Source organism: Novosphingobium sp. AP12, from assembly GCF_000281975.1.
Taxonomy (GTDB): domain Bacteria; phylum Pseudomonadota; class Alphaproteobacteria; order Sphingomonadales; family Sphingomonadaceae; genus Novosphingobium.
The window spans coordinates 1-19,313 of sequence record NZ_AKKE01000055.1; the positions used below are offsets into that span (position 1 = coordinate 1).

22 protein-coding genes are annotated in these 19,313 nt (G+C 65.0%); 13 read left to right on the plus strand and 9 right to left on the minus strand.

Going from position 1 to position 19,313, the window contains the following annotated elements; genetic code table 11:
- The first annotated feature begins 139 nt into the window (after nt 1-139).
- Nucleotides 140-952 carry a phosphoserine phosphatase SerB gene (gene serB / locus PMI02_RS09725; RefSeq protein ID WP_202948623.1) on the plus strand — a complete coding sequence of 271 codons (813 nt, stop codon included), beginning with the start codon at nt 140-142 and terminating at the stop codon, nt 950-952.
- 32 nt (nt 953-984) lie between these two features.
- The gene (locus PMI02_RS09730) at nt 985-1,620 is read left to right on the plus strand and encodes a DUF1345 domain-containing protein (RefSeq protein ID WP_007682066.1); all 636 of its coding nucleotides are present in this window, start codon (nt 985-987) and stop codon (nt 1,618-1,620) included.
- Nucleotides 1,621-1,659: 39 nt separating this feature from the next.
- Here the strand turns inward: PMI02_RS09730 and purL are convergent, their stop codons facing one another.
- Nucleotides 1,660-3,819, minus strand: coding sequence for a phosphoribosylformylglycinamidine synthase subunit PurL (gene purL / locus PMI02_RS09735; RefSeq protein ID WP_036503226.1), 2,160 nt, complete (start codon nt 3,817-3,819; stop codon nt 1,660-1,662).
- Nucleotides 3,820-4,365: 546 nt separating this feature from the next.
- Between purL and PMI02_RS09740 the strand changes: the two genes are divergently transcribed.
- The 10 genes from PMI02_RS09740 to PMI02_RS09785 all read left to right on the plus strand — a co-directional run bounded on the left by PMI02_RS09740 (nt 4,366) and on the right by PMI02_RS09785 (nt 14,069).
- Complete coding sequence (locus PMI02_RS09740) at nt 4,366-4,620, plus strand: exodeoxyribonuclease VII small subunit (RefSeq protein ID WP_007682070.1); 255 nt, start codon at nt 4,366-4,368, stop codon at nt 4,618-4,620.
- Between the two features lie 18 nt (nt 4,621-4,638).
- Entirely contained in the window at nt 4,639-5,532 is an 894-nt protein-coding gene (locus PMI02_RS09745) for a polyprenyl synthetase family protein (RefSeq protein WP_369751216.1), read from the plus strand.
- Nucleotides 5,533-6,045: a pantetheine-phosphate adenylyltransferase gene (gene coaD / locus PMI02_RS09750; RefSeq protein WP_007682076.1), complete on the plus strand. Its 513-nt coding sequence runs from the start codon at nt 5,533-5,535 to the stop codon at nt 6,043-6,045. It begins immediately after the preceding gene.
- Nucleotides 6,046-6,164: 119 nt separating this feature from the next.
- A complete protein-coding gene (locus tag PMI02_RS09755) occupies nt 6,165-6,854 on the plus strand; it encodes a peptidylprolyl isomerase (RefSeq protein ID WP_007682077.1) in 690 nt (229 codons plus the stop codon).
- 88 nt (nt 6,855-6,942) lie between these two features.
- Nucleotides 6,943-7,971: a tRNA preQ1(34) S-adenosylmethionine ribosyltransferase-isomerase QueA gene (queA, locus tag PMI02_RS09760; protein WP_007682078.1), complete on the plus strand. Its 1,029-nt coding sequence runs from the start codon at nt 6,943-6,945 to the stop codon at nt 7,969-7,971.
- A gap of 91 nt (nt 7,972-8,062) precedes the next feature.
- On the plus strand, nt 8,063-9,025 hold the full coding sequence (locus tag PMI02_RS09765; RefSeq protein WP_007682079.1) for an ABC transporter ATP-binding protein: 963 nt from the start codon (nt 8,063-8,065) through the stop codon (nt 9,023-9,025).
- Nucleotides 9,022-9,795: an ABC transporter permease gene (locus tag PMI02_RS09770; RefSeq protein ID WP_007682080.1), complete on the plus strand. Its 774-nt coding sequence runs from the start codon at nt 9,022-9,024 to the stop codon at nt 9,793-9,795. The genes PMI02_RS09765 and PMI02_RS09770 overlap by 4 nt, the downstream gene beginning before the upstream one ends.
- A gap of 23 nt (nt 9,796-9,818) precedes the next feature.
- Nucleotides 9,819-10,847, plus strand: coding sequence for a YdiY family protein (locus PMI02_RS09775; protein ID WP_238539045.1), 1,029 nt, complete (start codon nt 9,819-9,821; stop codon nt 10,845-10,847).
- Between the two features lie 19 nt (nt 10,848-10,866).
- Nucleotides 10,867-12,003 (plus strand): tRNA guanosine(34) transglycosylase Tgt, encoded by a 1,137-nt coding sequence (tgt, locus tag PMI02_RS09780; protein WP_007682083.1) that lies wholly within the window; start codon nt 10,867-10,869, stop codon nt 12,001-12,003.
- An 83-nt stretch (nt 12,004-12,086) separates the two neighbouring features.
- On the plus strand, nt 12,087-14,069 hold the full coding sequence (locus PMI02_RS09785; protein WP_007682084.1) for a S9 family peptidase: 1,983 nt from the start codon (nt 12,087-12,089) through the stop codon (nt 14,067-14,069).
- A gap of 25 nt (nt 14,070-14,094) precedes the next feature.
- On the opposite strand, the gene PMI02_RS09790 is transcribed toward PMI02_RS09785, so the two are convergent.
- From PMI02_RS09790 to rpiB, 8 genes are all read right to left on the minus strand, one after another.
- On the minus strand, nt 14,095-14,286 hold the full coding sequence (locus PMI02_RS09790) for a hypothetical protein (RefSeq protein WP_007682085.1): 192 nt from the start codon (nt 14,284-14,286) through the stop codon (nt 14,095-14,097).
- A 162-nt stretch (nt 14,287-14,448) separates the two neighbouring features.
- Nucleotides 14,449-15,063 (minus strand): 30S ribosomal protein S4, encoded by a 615-nt coding sequence (gene rpsD / locus PMI02_RS09795; RefSeq protein ID WP_007682088.1) that lies wholly within the window; start codon nt 15,061-15,063, stop codon nt 14,449-14,451.
- 234 nt (nt 15,064-15,297) lie between these two features.
- Nucleotides 15,298-15,561 (minus strand): hypothetical protein, encoded by a 264-nt coding sequence (locus tag PMI02_RS09800; RefSeq protein ID WP_007682089.1) that lies wholly within the window; start codon nt 15,559-15,561, stop codon nt 15,298-15,300.
- Between the two features lie 92 nt (nt 15,562-15,653).
- Nucleotides 15,654-16,397, minus strand: coding sequence for an RNA methyltransferase (locus PMI02_RS09805; RefSeq protein WP_007682090.1), 744 nt, complete (start codon nt 16,395-16,397; stop codon nt 15,654-15,656).
- On the minus strand, nt 16,381-16,857 hold the full coding sequence (nrdR, locus tag PMI02_RS09810) for a transcriptional regulator NrdR (RefSeq protein ID WP_007682091.1): 477 nt from the start codon (nt 16,855-16,857) through the stop codon (nt 16,381-16,383). The genes PMI02_RS09805 and nrdR overlap by 17 nt, the downstream gene beginning before the upstream one ends.
- Before the next feature lie 29 nt (nt 16,858-16,886).
- A complete protein-coding gene (locus tag PMI02_RS09815) occupies nt 16,887-17,114 on the minus strand; it encodes a hypothetical protein (protein WP_007682092.1) in 228 nt (75 codons plus the stop codon).
- Nucleotides 17,115-17,118: 4 nt separating this feature from the next.
- Nucleotides 17,119-18,417, minus strand: coding sequence for a serine hydroxymethyltransferase (glyA, locus tag PMI02_RS09820; RefSeq protein ID WP_007682096.1), 1,299 nt, complete (start codon nt 18,415-18,417; stop codon nt 17,119-17,121).
- Between the two features lie 14 nt (nt 18,418-18,431).
- Nucleotides 18,432-18,869 (minus strand): ribose 5-phosphate isomerase B, encoded by a 438-nt coding sequence (gene rpiB / locus PMI02_RS09825; RefSeq protein ID WP_007682097.1) that lies wholly within the window; start codon nt 18,867-18,869, stop codon nt 18,432-18,434.
- Nucleotides 18,870-19,142: 273 nt separating this feature from the next.
- Here rpiB and PMI02_RS26355 point away from each other — a divergent pair.
- Nucleotides 19,143-19,313: M28 family peptidase (locus PMI02_RS26355; RefSeq protein ID WP_369751217.1), on the plus strand; the 171-nt coding region annotated here is incomplete at its 3' end.

Here is a 19,313-nt window from a genome sequence, read left to right on the forward strand (position 1 = left end):
CCCTGCGATGAGCGCCAGCGGCGGCCGGTCTCCGGCGGCGATATCGTATGGTGTATCGAGGGAATTCGCAGTGCTCATTGCCCGGCTGATAGCAGAACCGGACCACCTTTCGGCAAGACTCGAGGCCGCGAAGGCGCAGATGGAGCAGGCGGGGGTGCGCATCGCCGATGCCTCGATGCTCGATTTCTGCGGCCAGACCATGCAGATCGACTCCCCCGACGATGACGCGGCGGCGCTGCGCGCGGCGCTGGACGGGCATTTCTCGCCCACCGACGGCCTCGTGACGAGCGACGAACCCATCGTGCCGCGCCTGTTCATCTCGGATATGGATTCGACCATGATCGGGCAGGAGTGCATCGACGAACTGGGCGACTTCGCCGGCCTCAAGGACCGAATCGCCGCCATCACCGAGCGCGCGATGCAGGGCGAGCTGGACTTCGAACAGGCCCTGCGCGAGCGCGTTGGCCTGCTGGCGGGCCTCTCCACCGACGCCATCGCCGAATGTCTCGCCACGCGCATCAGGCCGATGCCCGGCGCCCAGGTGCTGGTCGAGACGCTGAAGAAGCTGGGCTGCCGCACCGTGCTGGTCACCGGCGGCTTCCACCACTTCGCCGATCCCGTGGCCGAGCAGCTGGGCTTCGAGCATGTCGTCGGCAACCGCCTCGAGGTCGCGGACGGCAGGCTGACCGGCGGGCTGGCCGGCCCCATCGTCGATTCGGCGGTCAAGAAGGCCACGCTGCTCGCCGACATGGCGGACCTCGCCGAGGGCGCGACCAGCCTCGCCACCGGCGACGGCGCCAACGACATCCCGATGCTGGAAGCGGCGACCTACGGCATCGCCTACCACGCGAAGCCCAAGGCCCGCGCCGCCGCCAACGGCTGGATCGACCGCGGCGATCTCACCAGTGTCCTGCGACTGCTGGGCATTCCCCAGAAGGACTGGGTCAGCTAGGATAGCTGCCTGAAAACAAACGGGGAGCGCAGATGTCGGTCAAGGTCAGCCATCCGCGTTACCTGCTGTTCCTCGCCGTGTTCGCGCTGGGTGCATCCGCGTTCAAGCTGCTGCCCCTGCACCGGGGCGAGGCGGTCATCGCCGGGTTCGACCTCGCGGTCTTCGTCTTCGCCGCGTCCTGCATACCGCTGTGGCGGTCCAGTACGCCGGAGGTCATGCGCATGCAGGCGCGGCGCGACGATGCCGGGCAGTTCCTGCTGCTGGTCATGAGCGGGCTCATCAGCGTGGTGGTGCTGGTCGCGCTCACCCTGCTGATCCTTGATGGTGGCTCGCTCGGCGCGGGCGGGATCACGCTGCTGGTGCTGACGCTGCTGGCGAGCTGGACTTTCACCAACCTCATCTTCGCCTTCCATTACGCGCGGCTCTACTACGCGCCGCACGGGGGCGGAGACCACGAGGGGCTGGACTTCCCCGGCGACTGCACGCCCGATTTCTCGGATTTCGTGAACTTCGCCTTCGTCATCGGCATGACCTGCCAGACGGCCGACATCACCATCACCAAAACCGCCATGCGCCGGGTCTCGACGTTCCACGGGCTGTTCGCCTTCGCGTTCAACCTGGGGATTCTGGCGCTGAGCGTGAATGTGCTGGCGGGCGGGTCGAGCTAAGGCCCTCCCCATCGCGGCGCGACGGGGAGGGTAAGGCTATCAGGCTTCCATCCAGTCCTTGAAGAACGCCTCGTTGGCGCGGCGCAAGTCCGCGATCTCGACGCCCGCGACCGTGGTGCCGCCGACGGTGCCGATCTTCACCGCGCCCGGCAGTTCCGTCCCGGCAGGAGCCGTCAGCAGGTAGCGCGACTGGTCCTCGCCGAAGGCCTGCGCTGTGGTGAGGTCGGCGTCCAGCGTGCAGCCAAGGCCGCTCGCCAGAGCCATTTCGGCGAGCGCGACGATCAGGCCGCCGTCGCTCACGTCATGGACGGCGGTCACCTTGCCTTCGCCGATCCAGCCGCGCACGAAACCGCCGTTGGCGCATTCGGCCTTGAGGTCGACGACCGGAGCCGCGCCGCCTTCACGGCCCGCGATGTCCTTGAGCCACAGCGACTGGCCCAGGTGCGTGCCTTCGCCGCCGAGGAGGTAGATGGCCTCACCCTCGGCCTTGAACGCCACGGTCGCCATCCGGTCGTGGTCCGCGAGGAGGCCGACGCCGCCGATCGCCGGGGTCGGCAGGATCGCCGAGCCGCCGCCGGTGGCCTTCGATTCGTTGTAGAGCGACACGTTGCCCGAGACGATCGGGTAGTCGAGCGCGCGGCAGGCGTCGCCCATGCCGTTAAGGCAGCCGACGATCTGCGCCATGATCTCGGGGCGCTGCGGGTTGGCGAAGTTGAGGCAGTTGGTGATCGCCAGCGGCAGACCGCCGACCGCGCTGATGTTGCGGTAGGTCTCGGCGACCGCCTGCTTGCCGCCCTCGTAGGGGTCGGCGTAGCAATATCGGGGCGAGCAGTCAGTGCTGATCGCCAGCGCTTTCTTCGTGCCGTGGACGCGCACGACCGCCGCGTCGCCGCCGGACTTCTGCATGGTGTCGGCGCCGACCTGGCTGTCGTACTGCTCCCAGATCCACCGCCTCGAGGCGAGGTCCGCGCCGCCCATGAGCGCAAGCAGGTCCGCGCCGAGGTCGGTGGTGGCGGGCACGTCGCCCAGCTCAGGCACCTTGGCCCAGGCCTTGTATTCCTCGGCCGAGACGTAGGGGCGCTCGTATTCGGGCGCATCGTCGGCGAGGGGGCCGAGCGGGATGTCGCAGACGACTTCGCCGTTGAATTCCAGCACCATGTGGCCGGTGTCGGTGACTTCGCCGATCACCGCGAAGTCCAGTTCCCACTTGGTGAAGATCGCCTCGGCCATGGCTTCCTTGCCCGGCTTGAGCACCATGAGCATGCGCTCCTGCGATTCGCTGAGCATCATCTCGTAGGGCGTCATCGCGTCTTCGCGGCACGGCACCATGTTCATGTTCAGGCGAATGCCGGCGCCGCCCTTGCTGGCCATCTCGACCGACGAGGAGGTGAGGCCCGCCGCGCCCATGTCCTGGATCGCGACGATGGCGTCGGTCGCCATGAGTTCGAGGCAGGCCTCGATCAGCAGCTTCTCGACGAAGGGATCGCCGACCTGCACGGTCGGGCGCTTCTCGTCGATGTCGTCGCCGAAGTCGGCAGACGCCATGGTGGCGCCGTGGATGCCGTCGCGGCCGGTCTTGGAGCCGACGTAGACGATCGGATTGCCCAGGCCCGTGGCGGCCGAGTAGAAGATCTTGTCGGCATCGGCGACGCCGACCGTCATCGCGTTGACGAGGATGTTGCCGTCATACGCCTTGTGGAAGTTGGTCTCGCCGCCGACGGTGGGCACGCCCACGCAGTTGCCGTAGCCGCCGATCCCCGCGACCACGCCCTTGACGAGGTGCTTCATCTTCGGGTGGTCGGGCCGGCCGAAGCGCAGTGCGTTCATGTTCGCCACCGGGCGCGCACCCATGGTGAAGACGTCGCGCAGGATGCCGCCCACGCCCGTCGCCGCGCCCTGGTAGGGCTCGATGTAGCTGGGATGGTTGTGGCTCTCCATCTTGAAGATCGCCGCCTGGCCGTCGCCGATGTCGATGATGCCGGCGTTCTCGCCGGGGCCGCAGATCACCCAGGGCGCCTCGGTGGGCAGCTTCTTGAGGTGGAAGCGGCTCGACTTATAGGAACAGTGCTCCGACCACATGACCGAGAAGATGCCGAGTTCGACGAGGTTGGGCTCTCGTCCCAGCGCATGCAGGACGCGCTCGTATTCCTCGGGGTTGAGGCCATGCGCCTCGACGACTTCTGGGGTGATCGTGCTCATGGCTCGCGCCTTAGCCATGTCGATGCGCCTGCGCTAGATGGCTTTCGATGGCCGGGATACGTCTTGAGGGTTTCACGCGGAGACGCGGAGAAGAAAAAGAAGATCGATCACGCAGAGACGCCGAGGGGTCGTGCTACGCCGCAGGCTTACTCTCCTGTCTGACGCTGCGGCATACGCCCCGTCGGAGGCAAAAGCGGGGCTGCCGCGAGCACGACATCTCCGCGCCTCTGCGTCTCTGCGTGCATCCAACTTTATTCTTCTCCGCGTCTCCGAGTGAAACCCTTCTACCGGCCGATTTTCCTACAAGGCCCGAACTTGCTACCTTCGCGCAGGTTCTTTCACATCGTCGAGATTTCCCCCGCCTCCGCCTTATGTGGAGACGCGCGCGCGCATGTATTTCGTCAACAAGCCTGACCCACACGAACCTCGCGAAAACGGCGCGAGATTAAATTTCGATCACTACCGCCGCCCCGTTATGCCTGCGCCGGACCGTAAATTCCCGGCTCCCACCTTGACCGGCCCAATCCGTCCCGCCATTGCTGGCCCATGGCTTCCGAACCGCAAACCATCGATACCCTGAGCTTCGAAGACGCCCTGCGCGCGCTGGAAACTATCGTGCGTCAGCTGGAAAGCGGCGACGTGCCGCTGGAGGATTCGATCTCGCTTTACGAAAAGGGCGAGAAGCTGCGTCTGCATTGCCAGAAGCGGCTCGACGCCGCCCAGGCGCGGATCGAGCGCATCGTCGCCGGGCCGGACGGCGCTGCGGCGGGCGTCCAGCCTTTCGATGCACCGGACCGCTGACGCGTGGGCGCCGTGGGCGTGACCGATTCGCTGCTGGCCGAGGGCCTGGCGCGCATCGCCGAGGAGATCGACGGCGCCTTCGACGCGCTGCTCCCCGTCCCCGATGACGCGCGCGCCAAGCTCGTCGAGGCGATGCGCTATGCCGCGATCGGCGGTGGCAAGCGGCTGAGGCCGCTGCTGCTTGCCGCGGTGGCGGAGATGTACGGCGTCCAGCGAGAAGCGGCCATCCGCGCCGGTGTCGCGATCGAGGCGATCCACGTCTACTCGCTCATCCACGACGACCTTCCGTGCATGGACGACGACGCCCTGCGCCACGGCAAGCCGACGCTCCACCTCGCGTTCGACGAGGCGACGGCGGTGCTCGCGGGCGATTCGCTCCACGCCTTCGCATTCGAGGTGCTGGCCGACACCGCGACCAGCCCCGATCCCTTCACCCAGATCGAACTGGTCCGCACCCTCGGCCACGCCAGCGGCGCGCAAGGGATGGCGGGCGGCCAGATGATGGACCTCGTCGCCGAGACCAGCGAGTTCGACCTGCAGACCGTAACCAGGCTCCAGCAGCTCAAGACCGGGGCGCTGCTGGGTGCGGCGGTGGAGATGGGCGCTATTCTCGGCCGCGTGCAGCCCGAAGGCCGCAGCCATCTGCGCGGCTATGCCCGCGACATCGGTCTTGCGTTCCAGATCGCCGACGACCTCATCGACCACGAGGGCGACGCCGCGGTCGCCGGCAAGGCCGTGGGCAAGGACGCCGTGGCCGGCAAGGAGACCTTCGTCTCACTGCTCGGCCCCGACCGCGCCCGCGAACAGGCGCGGATGCTGGTCGAGCAGGCGGTGGACCAGCTCGCCCAGCACGGCAGGGAAGCGGACCTGCTGCGCGCCGTCGCCCGCTACATCATCGAGAGGGATCACTGAGTGGCAGACCGTATCGGCGTCTATCCCGGCACTTTCGACCCGATCACTCTGGGACACGCCGACATCATCCGGCGAGGCGCCAAGCTGGTCGACAGGCTGATCATCGGTGTCACGACGAACATGTCGAAGAACCCGTTGTTCACGCCGGACGAGCGGATCGCCATGGTCGAGCGCGAGGTTGCGAAGATGGGGATCGACAACGTCTCGGTCGTCGGTTTCAACGCGCTGCTGATGAAGTTCGCGCAAGTGCAGGGCGCCAGCGTGATCGTGCGCGGCCTGCGCGCCGTCGCCGACTTCGAGTACGAGTACCAGATGGCCGGCATGAACCAGCAGCTGAACTCCACCATCGAGACCGTATTCCTGATGGCCGATGTCAGCCTGCAGCCGATCGCATCGAAGCTGGTAAAGGAAATCGCGATGTTCCGCGGGGATATCGGCAAGTTCGTCAGTCCTTCGGTGCGCGAGGACGTGATGGCGCGTATTGCCGAGAACGGTTTCCTCGGCGACTACTGAGTTTGCCGGGTTGGCGGGCCTGGTGACAAATTCGTTCATTGTATCGACAGCGGCCGCGCTCTATCGCGCCAAGCCTGGGATCGGCCTGATCCTTCAAATCATTGGCCAGTGAGTAATCCATGAAGTTTCGCCTTCCCATGACTGCGTTGATGATCGGCGCCGCGCTTGTGGCCGCCCCGGCCTTCGCGAAGAAGGACAAGGAGCCGGTGGCTACCGCGGCGCCTGTCGCCGCGCTGCCGACGGTCATCGACACCGACATTGCGCACGATCCCGACGACGTGTTGCTGCTCGACCTATCGACCGGCGGGCGCGTGGCCATCCGGCTCATGCCCCAATGGGCGCCCCACCATGTCGAGCGCATCAAGACGCTGACGAAGGAAGGCTTCTACAATGGCCAGATCTTCCACCGCGTGATCGACGGCTTCATGGCGCAAACGGGCGATCCGACCGGCACCGGGCAGGGTGGCTCGCCGCTCCCTGACCTCGAGGCCGAGTTCAATTCGATGCCGCACTTGCGCGGCACCGTGTCGATGGCCCGCACCAACGAGCCGAACAGCGCCAACAGCCAGTTCTTCATCGTCTTCTATCCGCGCTTTGCGCTCGACAAGAAGTACACCGTGTTCGGCCGCGTGATCGCGGGGATGAACTACGCGGACGCCATCCAGCGCGGCGAGCCGCCCGAGAACCCCACCAAGATCGTCCAGGCTTCGCTTGCCTCGGAAAACAAGCCTGCTCCTGCGGCTCCCGTCGCCCCGGCAGCGGCACCCGTGCCCACGGCTGCGGACCTGAACAACTCCAAATCGAACTGATCCTCGAGTGTGAGCGGGGCAGGGGTTAACCTTCGCTGCGCTCACCCTAGGCTTGTCGAAGCGGCGTCACTGGTCTAGCCGCCGCGCCATGCGCGTAGACCTATTCGACTTCGATCTCCCGCCCGAGAACATCGCCCTGCGCCCGGCGCGGCCGCGCGATGCGGCGAAGATGCTCATCGTTGACGGCAACTCTACGTTCTCCGACCGTCACGTCCGCGACTTGCCCGGCGCCCTGCGCCCCGGCGACGTGCTGGTCTTCAACGATACCCGCGTCATCCCCGCCCAGCTCGAAGGCATTCGCGGGGAGGCGCGCATCGGCGCCACTCTCCACAAGCGCATCGACCTGCGCCGCTGGCAGGCCTTCATCCGCAACGCCAAGCGCCTGCGCCCCGGTGACGCCATCGCCTTTCCGGCTGACGTCACCGCCATCGCCGAGGAGCGCCACGACGACGGCAGCTGGACGCTCGCCTTCGAAGGCGACGAGCCCGTCGAGGTCCTGCTCGAACGCGCCGGCCGCATGCCGCTCCCGCCCTACATCGCGGGCAAGCGTCCGACCGACGAGGCGGACGCCAGCGACTACCAGACCATGTTCGCGCGCGAGAAGGGCGCCGTTGCCGCACCCACGGCGGCGCTGCACTTCACGCCGGAGCTGGTCGAGGCGCTAGACGCTGCCGGTATCGCCCGCGAAACGCTGACCCTCCACGTCGGCGCCGGCACATTCCTGCCCGTCAAAGCGGACGATACCGCGGAACACCGCATGCATGCCGAGTGGGGCCGCATCGACTCCGCCACCGCCGACCGCCTCAATGCCGCCCGCGCGGCCGGGGGCCGGGTTATAGCGGTCGGAACCACCTCGCTGCGTCTCCTCGAAAGCGCGACCGGCGACGACGGCGTGATCCGGCCGTTCGAAGGCGATACGGCGATCTTCATCACGCCGGGCTACCGCTTCAAGGCGATCGACGGACTGATGACCAACTTCCACCTGCCCAAGTCGACCCTGTTCATGCTGGTCTCGGCGTTGATGGGGCTGGAGCAGATGCAGGCAGTCTACGCCTATGCCATCGAAAGCGGTTATCGCTTCTACAGCTATGGGGATTCGAGCCTGCTGATCCCCTGATTCCTGCCGCGCGGTCGGCCATCGAATTATCGGATAATTTATCGTGCGAGGGGGGTTGGAACGGAGCCGATTCCGCCCCATTCATGCGCCCATGCAACCCATTCTTGAAATTCGCGGCCTAACCAAGACGTACAAGGGCGGCTTCACGGCGCTCAAGGGCGTCGACCTCAGCATCAACAAAGGCGAGATATTCGCGCTGCTGGGCCCAAACGGCGCCGGCAAGACGACGCTGATCGGCGCGGTCTGCGGATTGGTGCGGCCGACCTCGGGCACGATCCACGTGTTCGGCGAGGACATGGGCAGGCACTGGCGCAGGTTGCGCGCGAAAGTCGGCCTGGTTCCGCAGGAACTGGCCACCGACATGTTCGAGCCGGTCCTTCGCTCGGTCAACCACTCGCGCGGGCTGTTTGGCCTGCCGCCCAAGCCTGAACTGATCGAGGAGACCCTGCGCGCGCTCAGTCTGTGGGAAAAGCGTGACGACCAGATCCGCACGCTTTCGGGCGGCATGAAGCGCCGCGTCCTGATCGCCAAGGCTCTGGCGCACGAGCCCGAACTGCTGTTCCTCGACGAGCCCACCGCCGGTGTCGACGTGGAACTGCGCCGCGACATGTGGAAGCAGATCGCGGTCCTGCGCGAACGCGGTACGACGGTGATCCTGACCACTCACTACATCGAAGAGGCCGAGGAAATGGCGGACCGCGTCGGCATCATCCGCAAGGGCGAAATCCTCATGGTCGACGAGAAGGCGGCGATGATGGAACGTCTCGGCCGCACCGAGGCGCTGATCACGCTCGCCGCGCCGCTGACCGAAGTGCCGGAGGCGGTCTCGGCCTATCCGGTCTCGCTGATCGAGGACGGCAAGGTGCTCTGCTACCGCGGAGGCGGCGGGGAAGGCTCCAGCGCGGGCACGGCGGAAGTCGCAGAACTGACCAAGGCGCTGACCCGCGCCGGCATCGACTACACCTCGATCGACATCCACGAATCGAGCCTGGAGGACATCTTCGTGAACCTGCTCGAAGGCCCCGATGCCCCTGCACAGGGAGAGGCCGCATGAGCCTGTTCAACGCCCGCAGCGCCTGGACGATCTACAAGCAGGAGCTGATGCGCGCCTTCCGCACGGCGATGCAGTCGATCCTCGCGCCGGTTCTCACCACCACGCTCTACTTCGTCGTTTTCGGGGCGGCCATCGGCAGCCAGATGAGCGGGGGCGTGGGGGGCGTGAACTACGGCGCCTTCATCGTTCCTGGCCTGCTGCTACTGACGATCCTGGGCGAGAGCACTTCAAATGCCAGCTTCGGCATCTACATGCCGCGCTTCACGGGAGCGATCTACGAGCTGCTCTCCGCGCCCGTGGGCGTCGCGGAGACGCTCGTCGGGTTCGTCGGAGCGGCGGCGACCAAGTCATTGATCCTCGCCGCGATCATCCTCGCGACGGCGAGCCTTTTCGTCGATTATTCGATCGCCCATCCGTTATATGCGTTCTGCTACGTGCTGCTGGTCTCGGCGAGTTTCTCGCTCTTCGGGTTCATCCTAGGCATCTGGGCGGACAGCTTCGAGAAGCTGACGATCGTCCCGTTGCTCATTCTGACGCCGCTGACGTTTCTGGGCGGCACGTTCTACTCGATCGACATGCTGCCTGAACCCTGGCGCTCGATCGCGATGGCCAATCCGGTCGTTTACCTGGTCAACGGACTGCGCTGGACGTTCTACGGCAAGTCCGACGTTCCCATCGCGCTATCGCTGGGCCTCACCGTCCTGTTCCTCGCTATCTGCGTGGGCTTTATCTCATGGGTGTTCCGCACCGGGTGGCGCTTGCGCACGTGACGAGTTACGATTTTGCAATGACGATGCACCGCAGGGTTCTCGCCAGTCTCCCCTTCTTGATGCTCGCCGTGCCCGCTCATGCGCAGGGGCCGGAGGAGCATCCCCTTATCGTGCTGCCGGCGGAGCCTCCGCCGCCACTGGTGCTCGAGCTGCCGCCATACCCGGAGTTCGTGCCCTTCATCCGCGTGGAGAAGCCCCGCCTGGCCAAACAGGTGCGGGCGATGCTGGACGCGGCGATGCAGACCGACGACAGCGCTGCAGTTGCCGCCGTCGTCAAGTTCGCGCAGCAGACCCAGCCCTACGACAAGGACGAGATTCGAGACCTCCAGAGGGCCTATTTGGACCGCCGCGCCCGCGAACTCGCCGCCAAGACCGAGGCAGAACTGGCGCGTATCCGCGCGTCGGGTCCACTTGAACTGTGGAAAGGGCAGATCGAACTCGGCGCGTTCCGCTCCACCGGCAACACGGACAACTTCGGCTTTACCGCTGCCTTCAATTTCAACCGCAAGGGCATCGAGTGGGAGCACATCGTCCAGGCGCGCGCTGACTACCAGGAAGACCGCGGCGTGATCACGCGCGAGCAGTACTCGGCGAGTTACCAGCCGCGCTACACCTTGAATGAGGGCTTCTTCACTTACGCGCGTACACAATACGAACGCGATCGGATACAAGGCTTCGAGGACCGCTACACGCTCTCGGGCGGTCTGGGTTACCGCGTGCTCAACGGTCGCACCAAGACGCTGTCGCTGGAGGCAGGTCCGGCCGTTCGGCGTATCAACTACGTCGATGAGCCCAATGAAACCACCTGGTCGGTGCTGACCTCGATCGACTTCGACTGGAAGATCAATCCTCAGCTCAAGCTGACCCAGGACGCCAGTGCCTATGTCGGTTCTGACAACAATACGTTTACCTCGCTGACCGCGCTGGAATCGGGGTTGGTCAAGGGTCTGAAGGCGAAGTTGTCCTACGCGATCGAGCACGAGACCTCGCCGCCCGACGGATCGCTTAAGACCGACACGATCTCGCGGTTCTCACTGGTCTACGGGTTCTGATCGCGGTAACGGGCGGCGCATGAAGCCCCGTTTCCAGTTCACCATCGCCGCCACCGACGGCAAGGCGCGCACCGGCGCGATCCAGATGCGCCGCGGCGAGATCCGCACGCCCGCCTTCATGCCGGTCGGCACCGGCGCCACGGTCAAGGCGATGAAGCCGCAGGACGTACGTGCCACCGGCGCCGACATCATTTTGGGCAACACCTATCACCTGATGCTCCGTCCAGGCGCAGAGCGTGTCGCGCGGCTTGGCGGCCTGCACGAGTTCATGAACTGGGACCGCCCGATCCTGACCGACAGCGGTGGCTATCAGGTCATGAGTCTGTCCGAACTGCGCAAGATCACCGAGGAGGGCGTGACTTTCGCCAGTCACATCGACGGCTCGCGCCATATGCTCAGCCCCGAGCGTTCGATGGAGATCCAGCGCCTGCTCGGCTCGGACATCGTCATGTGTTTCGACGAGTGCCCGAAGATCGACCAACCCCGCGACGTCATCGCCCGCTCCATGGAAATGTCGATGCGTTGGGCGCGTCGCAGCCGCACCGCGTTCGACCAGGGCGGCGACCATGCGGAAGGCTCGGCGCTGTTCGGCATCCAGCAGGGCGCGCTCGACGAGGGCCTGCGCAAGACCAGCGCCGACGCGCTCGCCGAGATCGGCTTCGACGGCTACGCCATAGGCGGCCTTGCCGTGGGCGAAGGGCAGGAAGCGATGTTTGCCACGCTAGACTTCGCGCCGGCCCAGCTTCCCGCCGACCGTCCGCGCTATCTCATGGGCGTGGGCAAGCCCGATGACCTCGTCGGCGCGGTAGAGCGCGGCGTCGACATGTTCGACTGCGTGCTGCCCACCCGCTCGGGGCGCAACGGCCAAGCCTTCACTTGGAACGGCCCGCTCAACATGCGCAACGCCCGCCATGCCGAGGACACAGGGCCGGTCGATCCGCGCTGCGCCTGCCCGACTTGCAAGACGTACAGCCGGGCCTACCTGCACCACCTGCACAAGTCCGGCGAGATGCTCGGCGCGATCCTCCTCACCGAGCACAACATCGCATTCTACCAGCAGCTCATGCAGGCTATGCGCGACGCCATAACGGAGCAGCGCTTCGCGGCCTTCGCGGCAGACTTCCGGCGGGATTACTTCGCCACCCGATCAGGTTAACGCTTTGTAATCGCGCAATGTCTCTTGTGATGATAGCCGATTGACGCGATGTACCGTCAAACAGGGATTATCAGGGGGAAGCCATGCTTCGGCAGGCATTGTTGTGCGGAATTGCGTCTTTCACTTTTTGGGCGGGCAGTGCAGGTGCGGAAGCCCTTGACCCTCTCGCCGTGAAATTCGGTGCCCGCGAAGGGGTGCGCAACATCAGCATCTCGCCAGAAGGCAAGCAGATCGTGTTCGTCGGCCCTCGGGCTGGCGGCGGCGAGAACGCGGTCGTCGTCGACCTGAGCGACGGCAAGTCGACGCCGATCTTCAGCTCCAAGGGACGCACGGAGCAGATCACGCACTGTCAGTTCATCCTTGAGAGCCGGGTGGTCTGCGAGGCGTATTTCAACGCCGGGAAGAATGGCGCGATCGATGACGCCACGCGCCTCTTTTCGCTGGCGAGCGATGGCAGTGACATGAAGATGTTGAGCGCAAACCGGCCTGCCAATGCCTACTACAGTTCGCGTTACGGCGGCGGAGTGGTCGACTACACCGTGCCGGGTCAGCCTGAGAGCGTTCTGATGGAACGCTGGTACTCTCCCGAAATGACCACCGGCACCCTGACGGCCCGCCAGCAGAGCGGACTGGGGGTGGAAGCGGTGAACGTTCTTAACGGCCGCCGTAAGGATGTGCTGCAGCCGCGTGAAACTGCCCAAGGCTTCATTTCCGATGGCCAGGGAAAAGTCCGTATCATCCACATGCAGCCGGTCACGGGCACAGGTTACGTGCGGTTGCAATCGAGTTATTTCTATTCCGACGCAACCGGCAAGAACTGGAGTCGGCTCAGCGATGTGAATTTCGATGCCGGCCTCACCACAGGCTTTGAACCCGTTGCCGTCGATAGCACGCGCAATATAGCCTATGGGTTTGGCGACTATGAAGGGCGAACCTCGCTTTACGAGCGGACGCTGGACGGCACCAATACAACCCGCCTGCTGATCTCCCGGCCCGATGCCGTCGTCGATGGGCTACTGAAGATCGGCCGCACCCAGCGCGTGATCGGTGTGAGCTTCGTCACGGAACGCCGCTTTGCCGAATATTTCGATCCGGAACTGAGGAAGCTTTCCATCGGGCTCGGAAAAGCCTTGGGAGGAGACCGTCAGATCGGCATCATCGACGCCACCACCGATGAACAGCGCCTTCTGGTATATGCCGGAAGCGACACCGATCCCGGCCAGTACTACCTCTACGACAAGGCGACCAAGAAACTTGCCGGGCTCCTTCTCGACCGTCCCGAATTGCAAGGCATGGCGTTTGGGCAAATGAAGCCTATGAGCTTCACAGCGGCGGATGGCACCGTGATCCCAGGCTACCTCACATTGCCGCCGGGAAGCACCGGTAAGAATCTGCCAACGATTGTCATGCCCCATGGTGGGCCCAATGCTCGCGACGAGTGGGGCTTCGACTGGCTCGCCCAATACTTCGCCGCCAAAGGCTATGCGGTGTTCCAGCCGAATTTTCGTGGATCGACGGGGTATGGGGCCCAATTCTTCGGAAAGAACGGCTTCAGGGGCTGGCGCACCGCCATTGGGGATGTAGACGACGCCGCGCGGTGGCTTGTTTCGCAGGGGATCGCTCGCAGCGATAAATTGGCCATCGTTGGATGGTCATATGGAGGGTATGCCGCTCTGCAGGCGGGAGTAGTAGATCCTGGCCTTTACAAGGCGATCGTCGCTATCGCGCCAGTGGTGGATTTCGACAAATGGCGTGAAGAATTCCGCAACATGAGCAACTTCACTGTCATGGATAACCTGATTGGGACCGGTCCACATACCGCGGAAGGTTCGCCGGCACGGCACGCGGAACAAATGACCGCGCCGGTTCTGCTATTCCATGGTGATGCCGACAGGAATGTGGCCGTAGGCCATTCGCGCCTGATGCAGGACCGACTGAAGGCTGTCGGCAAATCGGTGGACTATGTCGAGTTTTCCGGACTGGATCACCAACTCGACGACGGCGATGCCCGGGCAGCCATGTTGACTCGGACCGATGCCTTCCTCCGACGTAATCTGGGGCTCTGACAGAACGCCGGCCTGTCCGGCGTTTTCAGGCGGCGATGCCGCTCTCGTCCAGCTCCGGCGTGGAAACCTCGAGTTTGGTACCCACGTAGCGGACGAAACGACCGGTCATCTCGTCCAGGAATCCGGCTCCGATCTCATAGGCGTGGCGCTGCGCGGTCATGAGGTCGGAGTACCATTTACCGGTGCGGTGGGGGGTGATGAAACGATAGCGTGTCATGGTGTCCGGATAATGCCCGGAACCTGTTGCAGTTCCCAGACAAGTACCGCGAATCGTGTAATTTTTCGTGTCGATCGCCTGTGCGGGAATGGGCACCTCATGCAAAAAGGGCGGCCCCGAAGGACCGCCCTTTTTGTCTGGTTTCCCGAGGGAAAAGCCGGATCAGCGCGAGTAGAACTCGACGACCAGATTCGGTTCCATCTTCACCGGATAAGGCACTTCGTCGAGCGTCGGAACGCGGACGAACGTGATCTTGTCGGTGCCGTCCTGGGCGACGTAGTCGGGGACTTCGCGCTCGGGCAGGTTCTGGGCTTCGATGATGAGCGCCATTTCCTTGGCCTTGTTGCCGAGGGTGATGACGTCACCGACGCGAACGCGGCGCGATGCGATGTTGCACTTCACGCCGTTGACGCGGATGTGGCCGTGCGAAACGATCTGGCGAGCCGAGAAGATGGTCGGCGCGAACTTGGCGCGGTACACGACCATGTCCAGGCGCTGCTCGAGCAGGCCGATCAGGTTCTGGCCGGTATCGCCCTTCATGGACGACGCTTCCTGGTAGGTGCGCTTGAACTGCTTCTCGGTCACGTCGCCGTAGTAGCCCTTGAGCTTCTGCTTGGCGCGCAGCTGGATGCCGTAGTCCGAGACCTTGCTCTTGCGGCGCTGGCCGTGCTGGCCGGGGCCGTAGCTGCGGCGGTTCACCGAGCTCTTGGGACGGCCCCAGATGTTCTCGCCCATGCGACGGTCGAGTTTGTACTTGGCGCTTTTGCGCTTCGACATAAGTCTACTTCCATTCTGCTGCCGCGCCGCCACTGTAGCAACGCGATCCATAGTTTCCCGGGGCGCACCATCCAGCCTAATTCGCTGGACGCGGCCGCCGCTTCACCGGAGTGCGGGGCCGAGTGGACGACCTGCGCGAAAACGCAGGCGCCATGTGAAGGGGTGGCCCTTACGGCCTTGGCGGGGAATGTCAAGGAGAGAGCAGGGAGAACCTGTTTTCGCCCAAATCCGATATCAAAAATCGTTGCCCTTGAGGACGCGGGTGGTCTTCAGCTTGTCGATCGCCTGTTCCGAGACGTTTGTGGTAGCGGTGCTCAGCTCCTTCCAGACAGCGGCGGTGTGGCATTCGCGCTTGGCTATGTAGGAGCCGGTCTTGCTGGTGGAACGACAGATCACTTTCTCCGGGTCGCTCCGGGCGGGCTCTGCCGGCTTGTCCTGGGCGAACACAGGCGAGCTGACAGTCAAGGCAACGACCAGAGGTAAGATTTTTCGGATCATCAAGCGACAGCTCCTGATGCAGGAATTGCCGCACTATTACGCGGTGAACGCGATTCCGCCAAGAATCTTCAGGCAGCCGCACCCATCGAGGATCACTCGATCGGGCGGGGCTTTCGGTTGCCGCCAAGCGCGCTGAGTACCCCGCGCATGGTGCGGATCTCCAGGGAGTTCCAGCCCGGCTTGGTCAGCATGTTGCGTAGGGTCCGCCTAGTGGCACCTGCGCGACTTTCTGGATAGAAATACTTGGTCGGCGCCAGAAGCGTTTCGAACTGGCCGATCATGCCTTCCAACTCCTCTTGAGGAGCCGGTGGGAGGATTTCCTCCAGCGTCGGCTGCGACAGGCCGGCGCCCTTGGACCACTCGTAGGCGCACAGGATCACCGCCTGTGCGAGGTTGAGCGAAGCGAACTCGGGATTGATCGGCACTGTCAGGATCGCGCGGGCGAGTGCCACGTCTTCCGTTTCAAGGCCGGAACGCTCCGGCCCGAAGACGTATGCCGAGCGGCCCGGCGCGGTGTGAACCTCGTGCGCGGCATGCTCTGGCGTGACCACCGGCTTGGTCACGCCGCGCTTCCGCACGGTGGTGGCGTAGACGTTGGCGCAGTCGGACACCGCGTCGGCCAGCGTCTCGAAGACCTCGGCGCGTGCCAGCACGTCGTCGGCACCCGCCGCCGCCGGGCCGGCCGAGGGGTTGGGCCAGCCGTCGCGCGGGGTGACGAGACGGAGCTCTGTGAGCCCGAAGTTGAGCATTGCGCGCGCCGCCTTGCCGATGTTCTCGCCCAGTTGGGGGCGGACCAGCACGATAACGGGCGCCTTGAGTTCAGTTGACGCCGACATCACGCACGGTCCCTGCAAATTCTTCGAAATCCTTCGCCTCGTTGAAGGCGCGGTAGACGCTGGCGAAGCGGATGTAGGCGACCGAGTCGAGCTGGCGGAGTCCTTCCATCACCAGTTCGCCGATCACGCGGGAGGGCACCTCGGTCTCGCCCGAAGTCTCCACCTGCCGCTGGACGCCCGAGACCAGCCGGTCGATCTGCTCGCGCCCGATGCGGCGCTTGCGGCAGGCGAGCGTCACGGACTGCTCGATCTTGGCGCGGTCGAAAGGTTCGCGCTTGGGCTCACCGGCCGAATCGTTGCTCTTGAGCACGACGATCTCGCGCAGCTGCACCCGCTCGAACGTGGTGAAACGGGCGCCGCAGCTGGAACACTGGCGGCGCCTGCGGATCGCGGTGGCATCCTCGGTCGGGCGGCTGTCCTTGACCTGGGAATCGTCGTGGGCGCAGAAAGGACAGCGCATTCAGCAAGTTACTTTCGAGTAAGCAGCGTTCATTCGGGACGGACGCGCTTGTAGAACTTGTAGCCCGCCCCTGCCGCCAGCCCGAGGCCGATGGAGACGAAGGGCAGGAATGCGCCTGCGATCGCGCCCGCGGCGCCCCAGATCAGCACCGGCTTGGTCGAAGGGTGGGCAAGCCCATCCTGAAGCATTCCGGCGAGTTCCTGGCGAGCGTCGGAAACGAAATCGCCGTTGTTCTGGGGGCGCTGCGGGTCGGTCATAGGGTCAGTCCTCGTAGATGGGGAAGCGGTCACACAGCGCTTCAACGCGCGTGCGCACGTTCTGCTCCACCTGAGCGTCGCCTGCCTCGCCGCACTTGGCAAGACCCTCGAGCACGTCTGCGACCATCTCGCCGATCTGACGGAATTCCTCGGGACCGAAGCCGCGGGTGGTGCCGGCGGGCGAACCGACGCGGATGCCGCTGGTCTTCATCGGCGGCAGCGGGTCGAACGGGATGCCGTTCTTGTTGCAGGTGATGCCCGCACGCTCGAGCGCCTCGTCGGCATCCTTGCCGGTCACGCCCAGCGGCGAGAGGTCGATCAGCGCGAGGTGCGTGTCGGTTCCGCCCGAGACGATCGCGGCGCCGCGCGCCTTGAGGGTCGCGGCGAGGACCTGCGCATTCTCGATCACGCGCGCGGCGTAGTCCTTGAACTCGGGGCGCAGCGCTTCACCGAAGGCGACGGCCTTGGCGGCGATGACGTGCATCAGCGGGCCGCCCTGGAGGCCGGGGAACACCGCCGAGTTGATCTTCTTCGCCAGCGCCTCGTCATTGGTCAGGATCATGCCGCCACGCGGCCCGCGCAGCGTCTTGTGCGTGGTGGTGGTGGCAATGTGCGCGTGGGGGAAGGGCGAGGGGTGCAGGCCGGCCGCGACGAGCCCGGCGAAGTGCGCCATATCGACCTGGAACAGCGCGCCGACGGCATCGGCGATCTCGCGCATGCGCTTGAAGTCGATCACGCGCGGGTAGGCGGAGCCGCCGGCGATGATGAGCTTGGGCTGGTGCTCCTTGGCAAGAGCCTCGACCTCATCGTAGTCGATCAGGTGGGTGTCCTTGGTCACGCCGTATTGCACGGCCTTGAACCACTTGCCCGACAGCGCGGCGCGGGCACCGTGCGTAAGGTGGCCGCCGGCATCGAGGCTCATGCCCATGATGGTGTCGCCGGGCTTCACGGTCGCGAGCAGCACCGCACCGTTGGCCTGTGCGCCCGAGTGGGGCTGAACGTTGGCGAAGCCGCAGTCGAACAGCTGCTTGGCGCGCTCGATGGCGAGCGTCTCGACTTCATCCGAAGGCTCGCAGCCCTGGTAGTAGCGCTTCCCGGGGTAGCCCTCGGCGTACTTGTTGGTCAGCACCGAGCCCTGCGCCTCGAGCACGGCCTTCGAGACGATGTTCTCGGACGCGATCAGTTCGATCTGCTTGCGCTCGCGCTTCAGCTCATGGCCGATCGCCTTGGCGACGTCGGGATCGCTCTGGGAAATGGTGTCGGTGAAGAAGCCGGGCGAACGGATGGCGGTTTCTACGGTCATGGGTTCTGGCTCCTTCAGAAGGATGGATTGGAAAGCTTCTCGACGCGGCCGGCGTGGCGTCCGCCACCGAAATCGGTCGAGAGGAAAGCGTCGAGGCAGGCCTTGGCCATGTCAATGCCGGTCAGACGGGCGCCCATGGCGATGACGTTGGCGTCGTTGTGCTCGCGGGCTAGCGCGGCCGAGAGCGGCTCCGACACCAGCGCGCAGCGGCAGGCCGGGTCGCGGTTTACCGCGATCGAGATGCCGATGCCCGAACCGCACAGGGCGACACCGAACCGGACGGTGCCGTCGGCGACGACCGAGGCGAGCTTGTAGCCGTAGTCGGGGTAATCGACGCGGTCGGCGGTCTCGGGGCCGAGGTCGGCGACTTCGTGGCCGAGTTCGATGAGATACTCGCGCAGGTCGGCCTTGAGGTCGACGGCGGCGTGGTCTGATGCAATCGCGATGCGCATGGGAGAGGGGCCTGTCCTTCTCACGGGGATTCGTTTGCGCCTCCCCTTAGTCGCGAGTTGCCCGCATGGCGAGTCTCGCGCGAACAACACGGGTATCGGGCGGCGGACGACGGGTAACCCTAGGGCCACGGCGCGTAAATCCGGCATTGTAGGGAGGTGGGTGGCATCCGGCCGGGGAGTTTCTTGTAAGGAATACCAAGGCATTCGTGACCCAGGCCGACGCAATACCCCTCGTCAACGTGATCGGCGGGGCTGCCGGCACGCGAGCCCGACCTGCCGGCCGTGGCCCTGATGGCTCACTACGACAGTGTCCCCGGCTCCCCCGGAGCGGCCGACGACGGAGCGGGCGTCGCCTCGATCCGCCCGCGGACAGCATTCGATCTACAGCGAAGCAAGTTCGCAGGGAGTGAAGGGGTAGGCGCGTCCCCGCATCGCGGGGGGGGG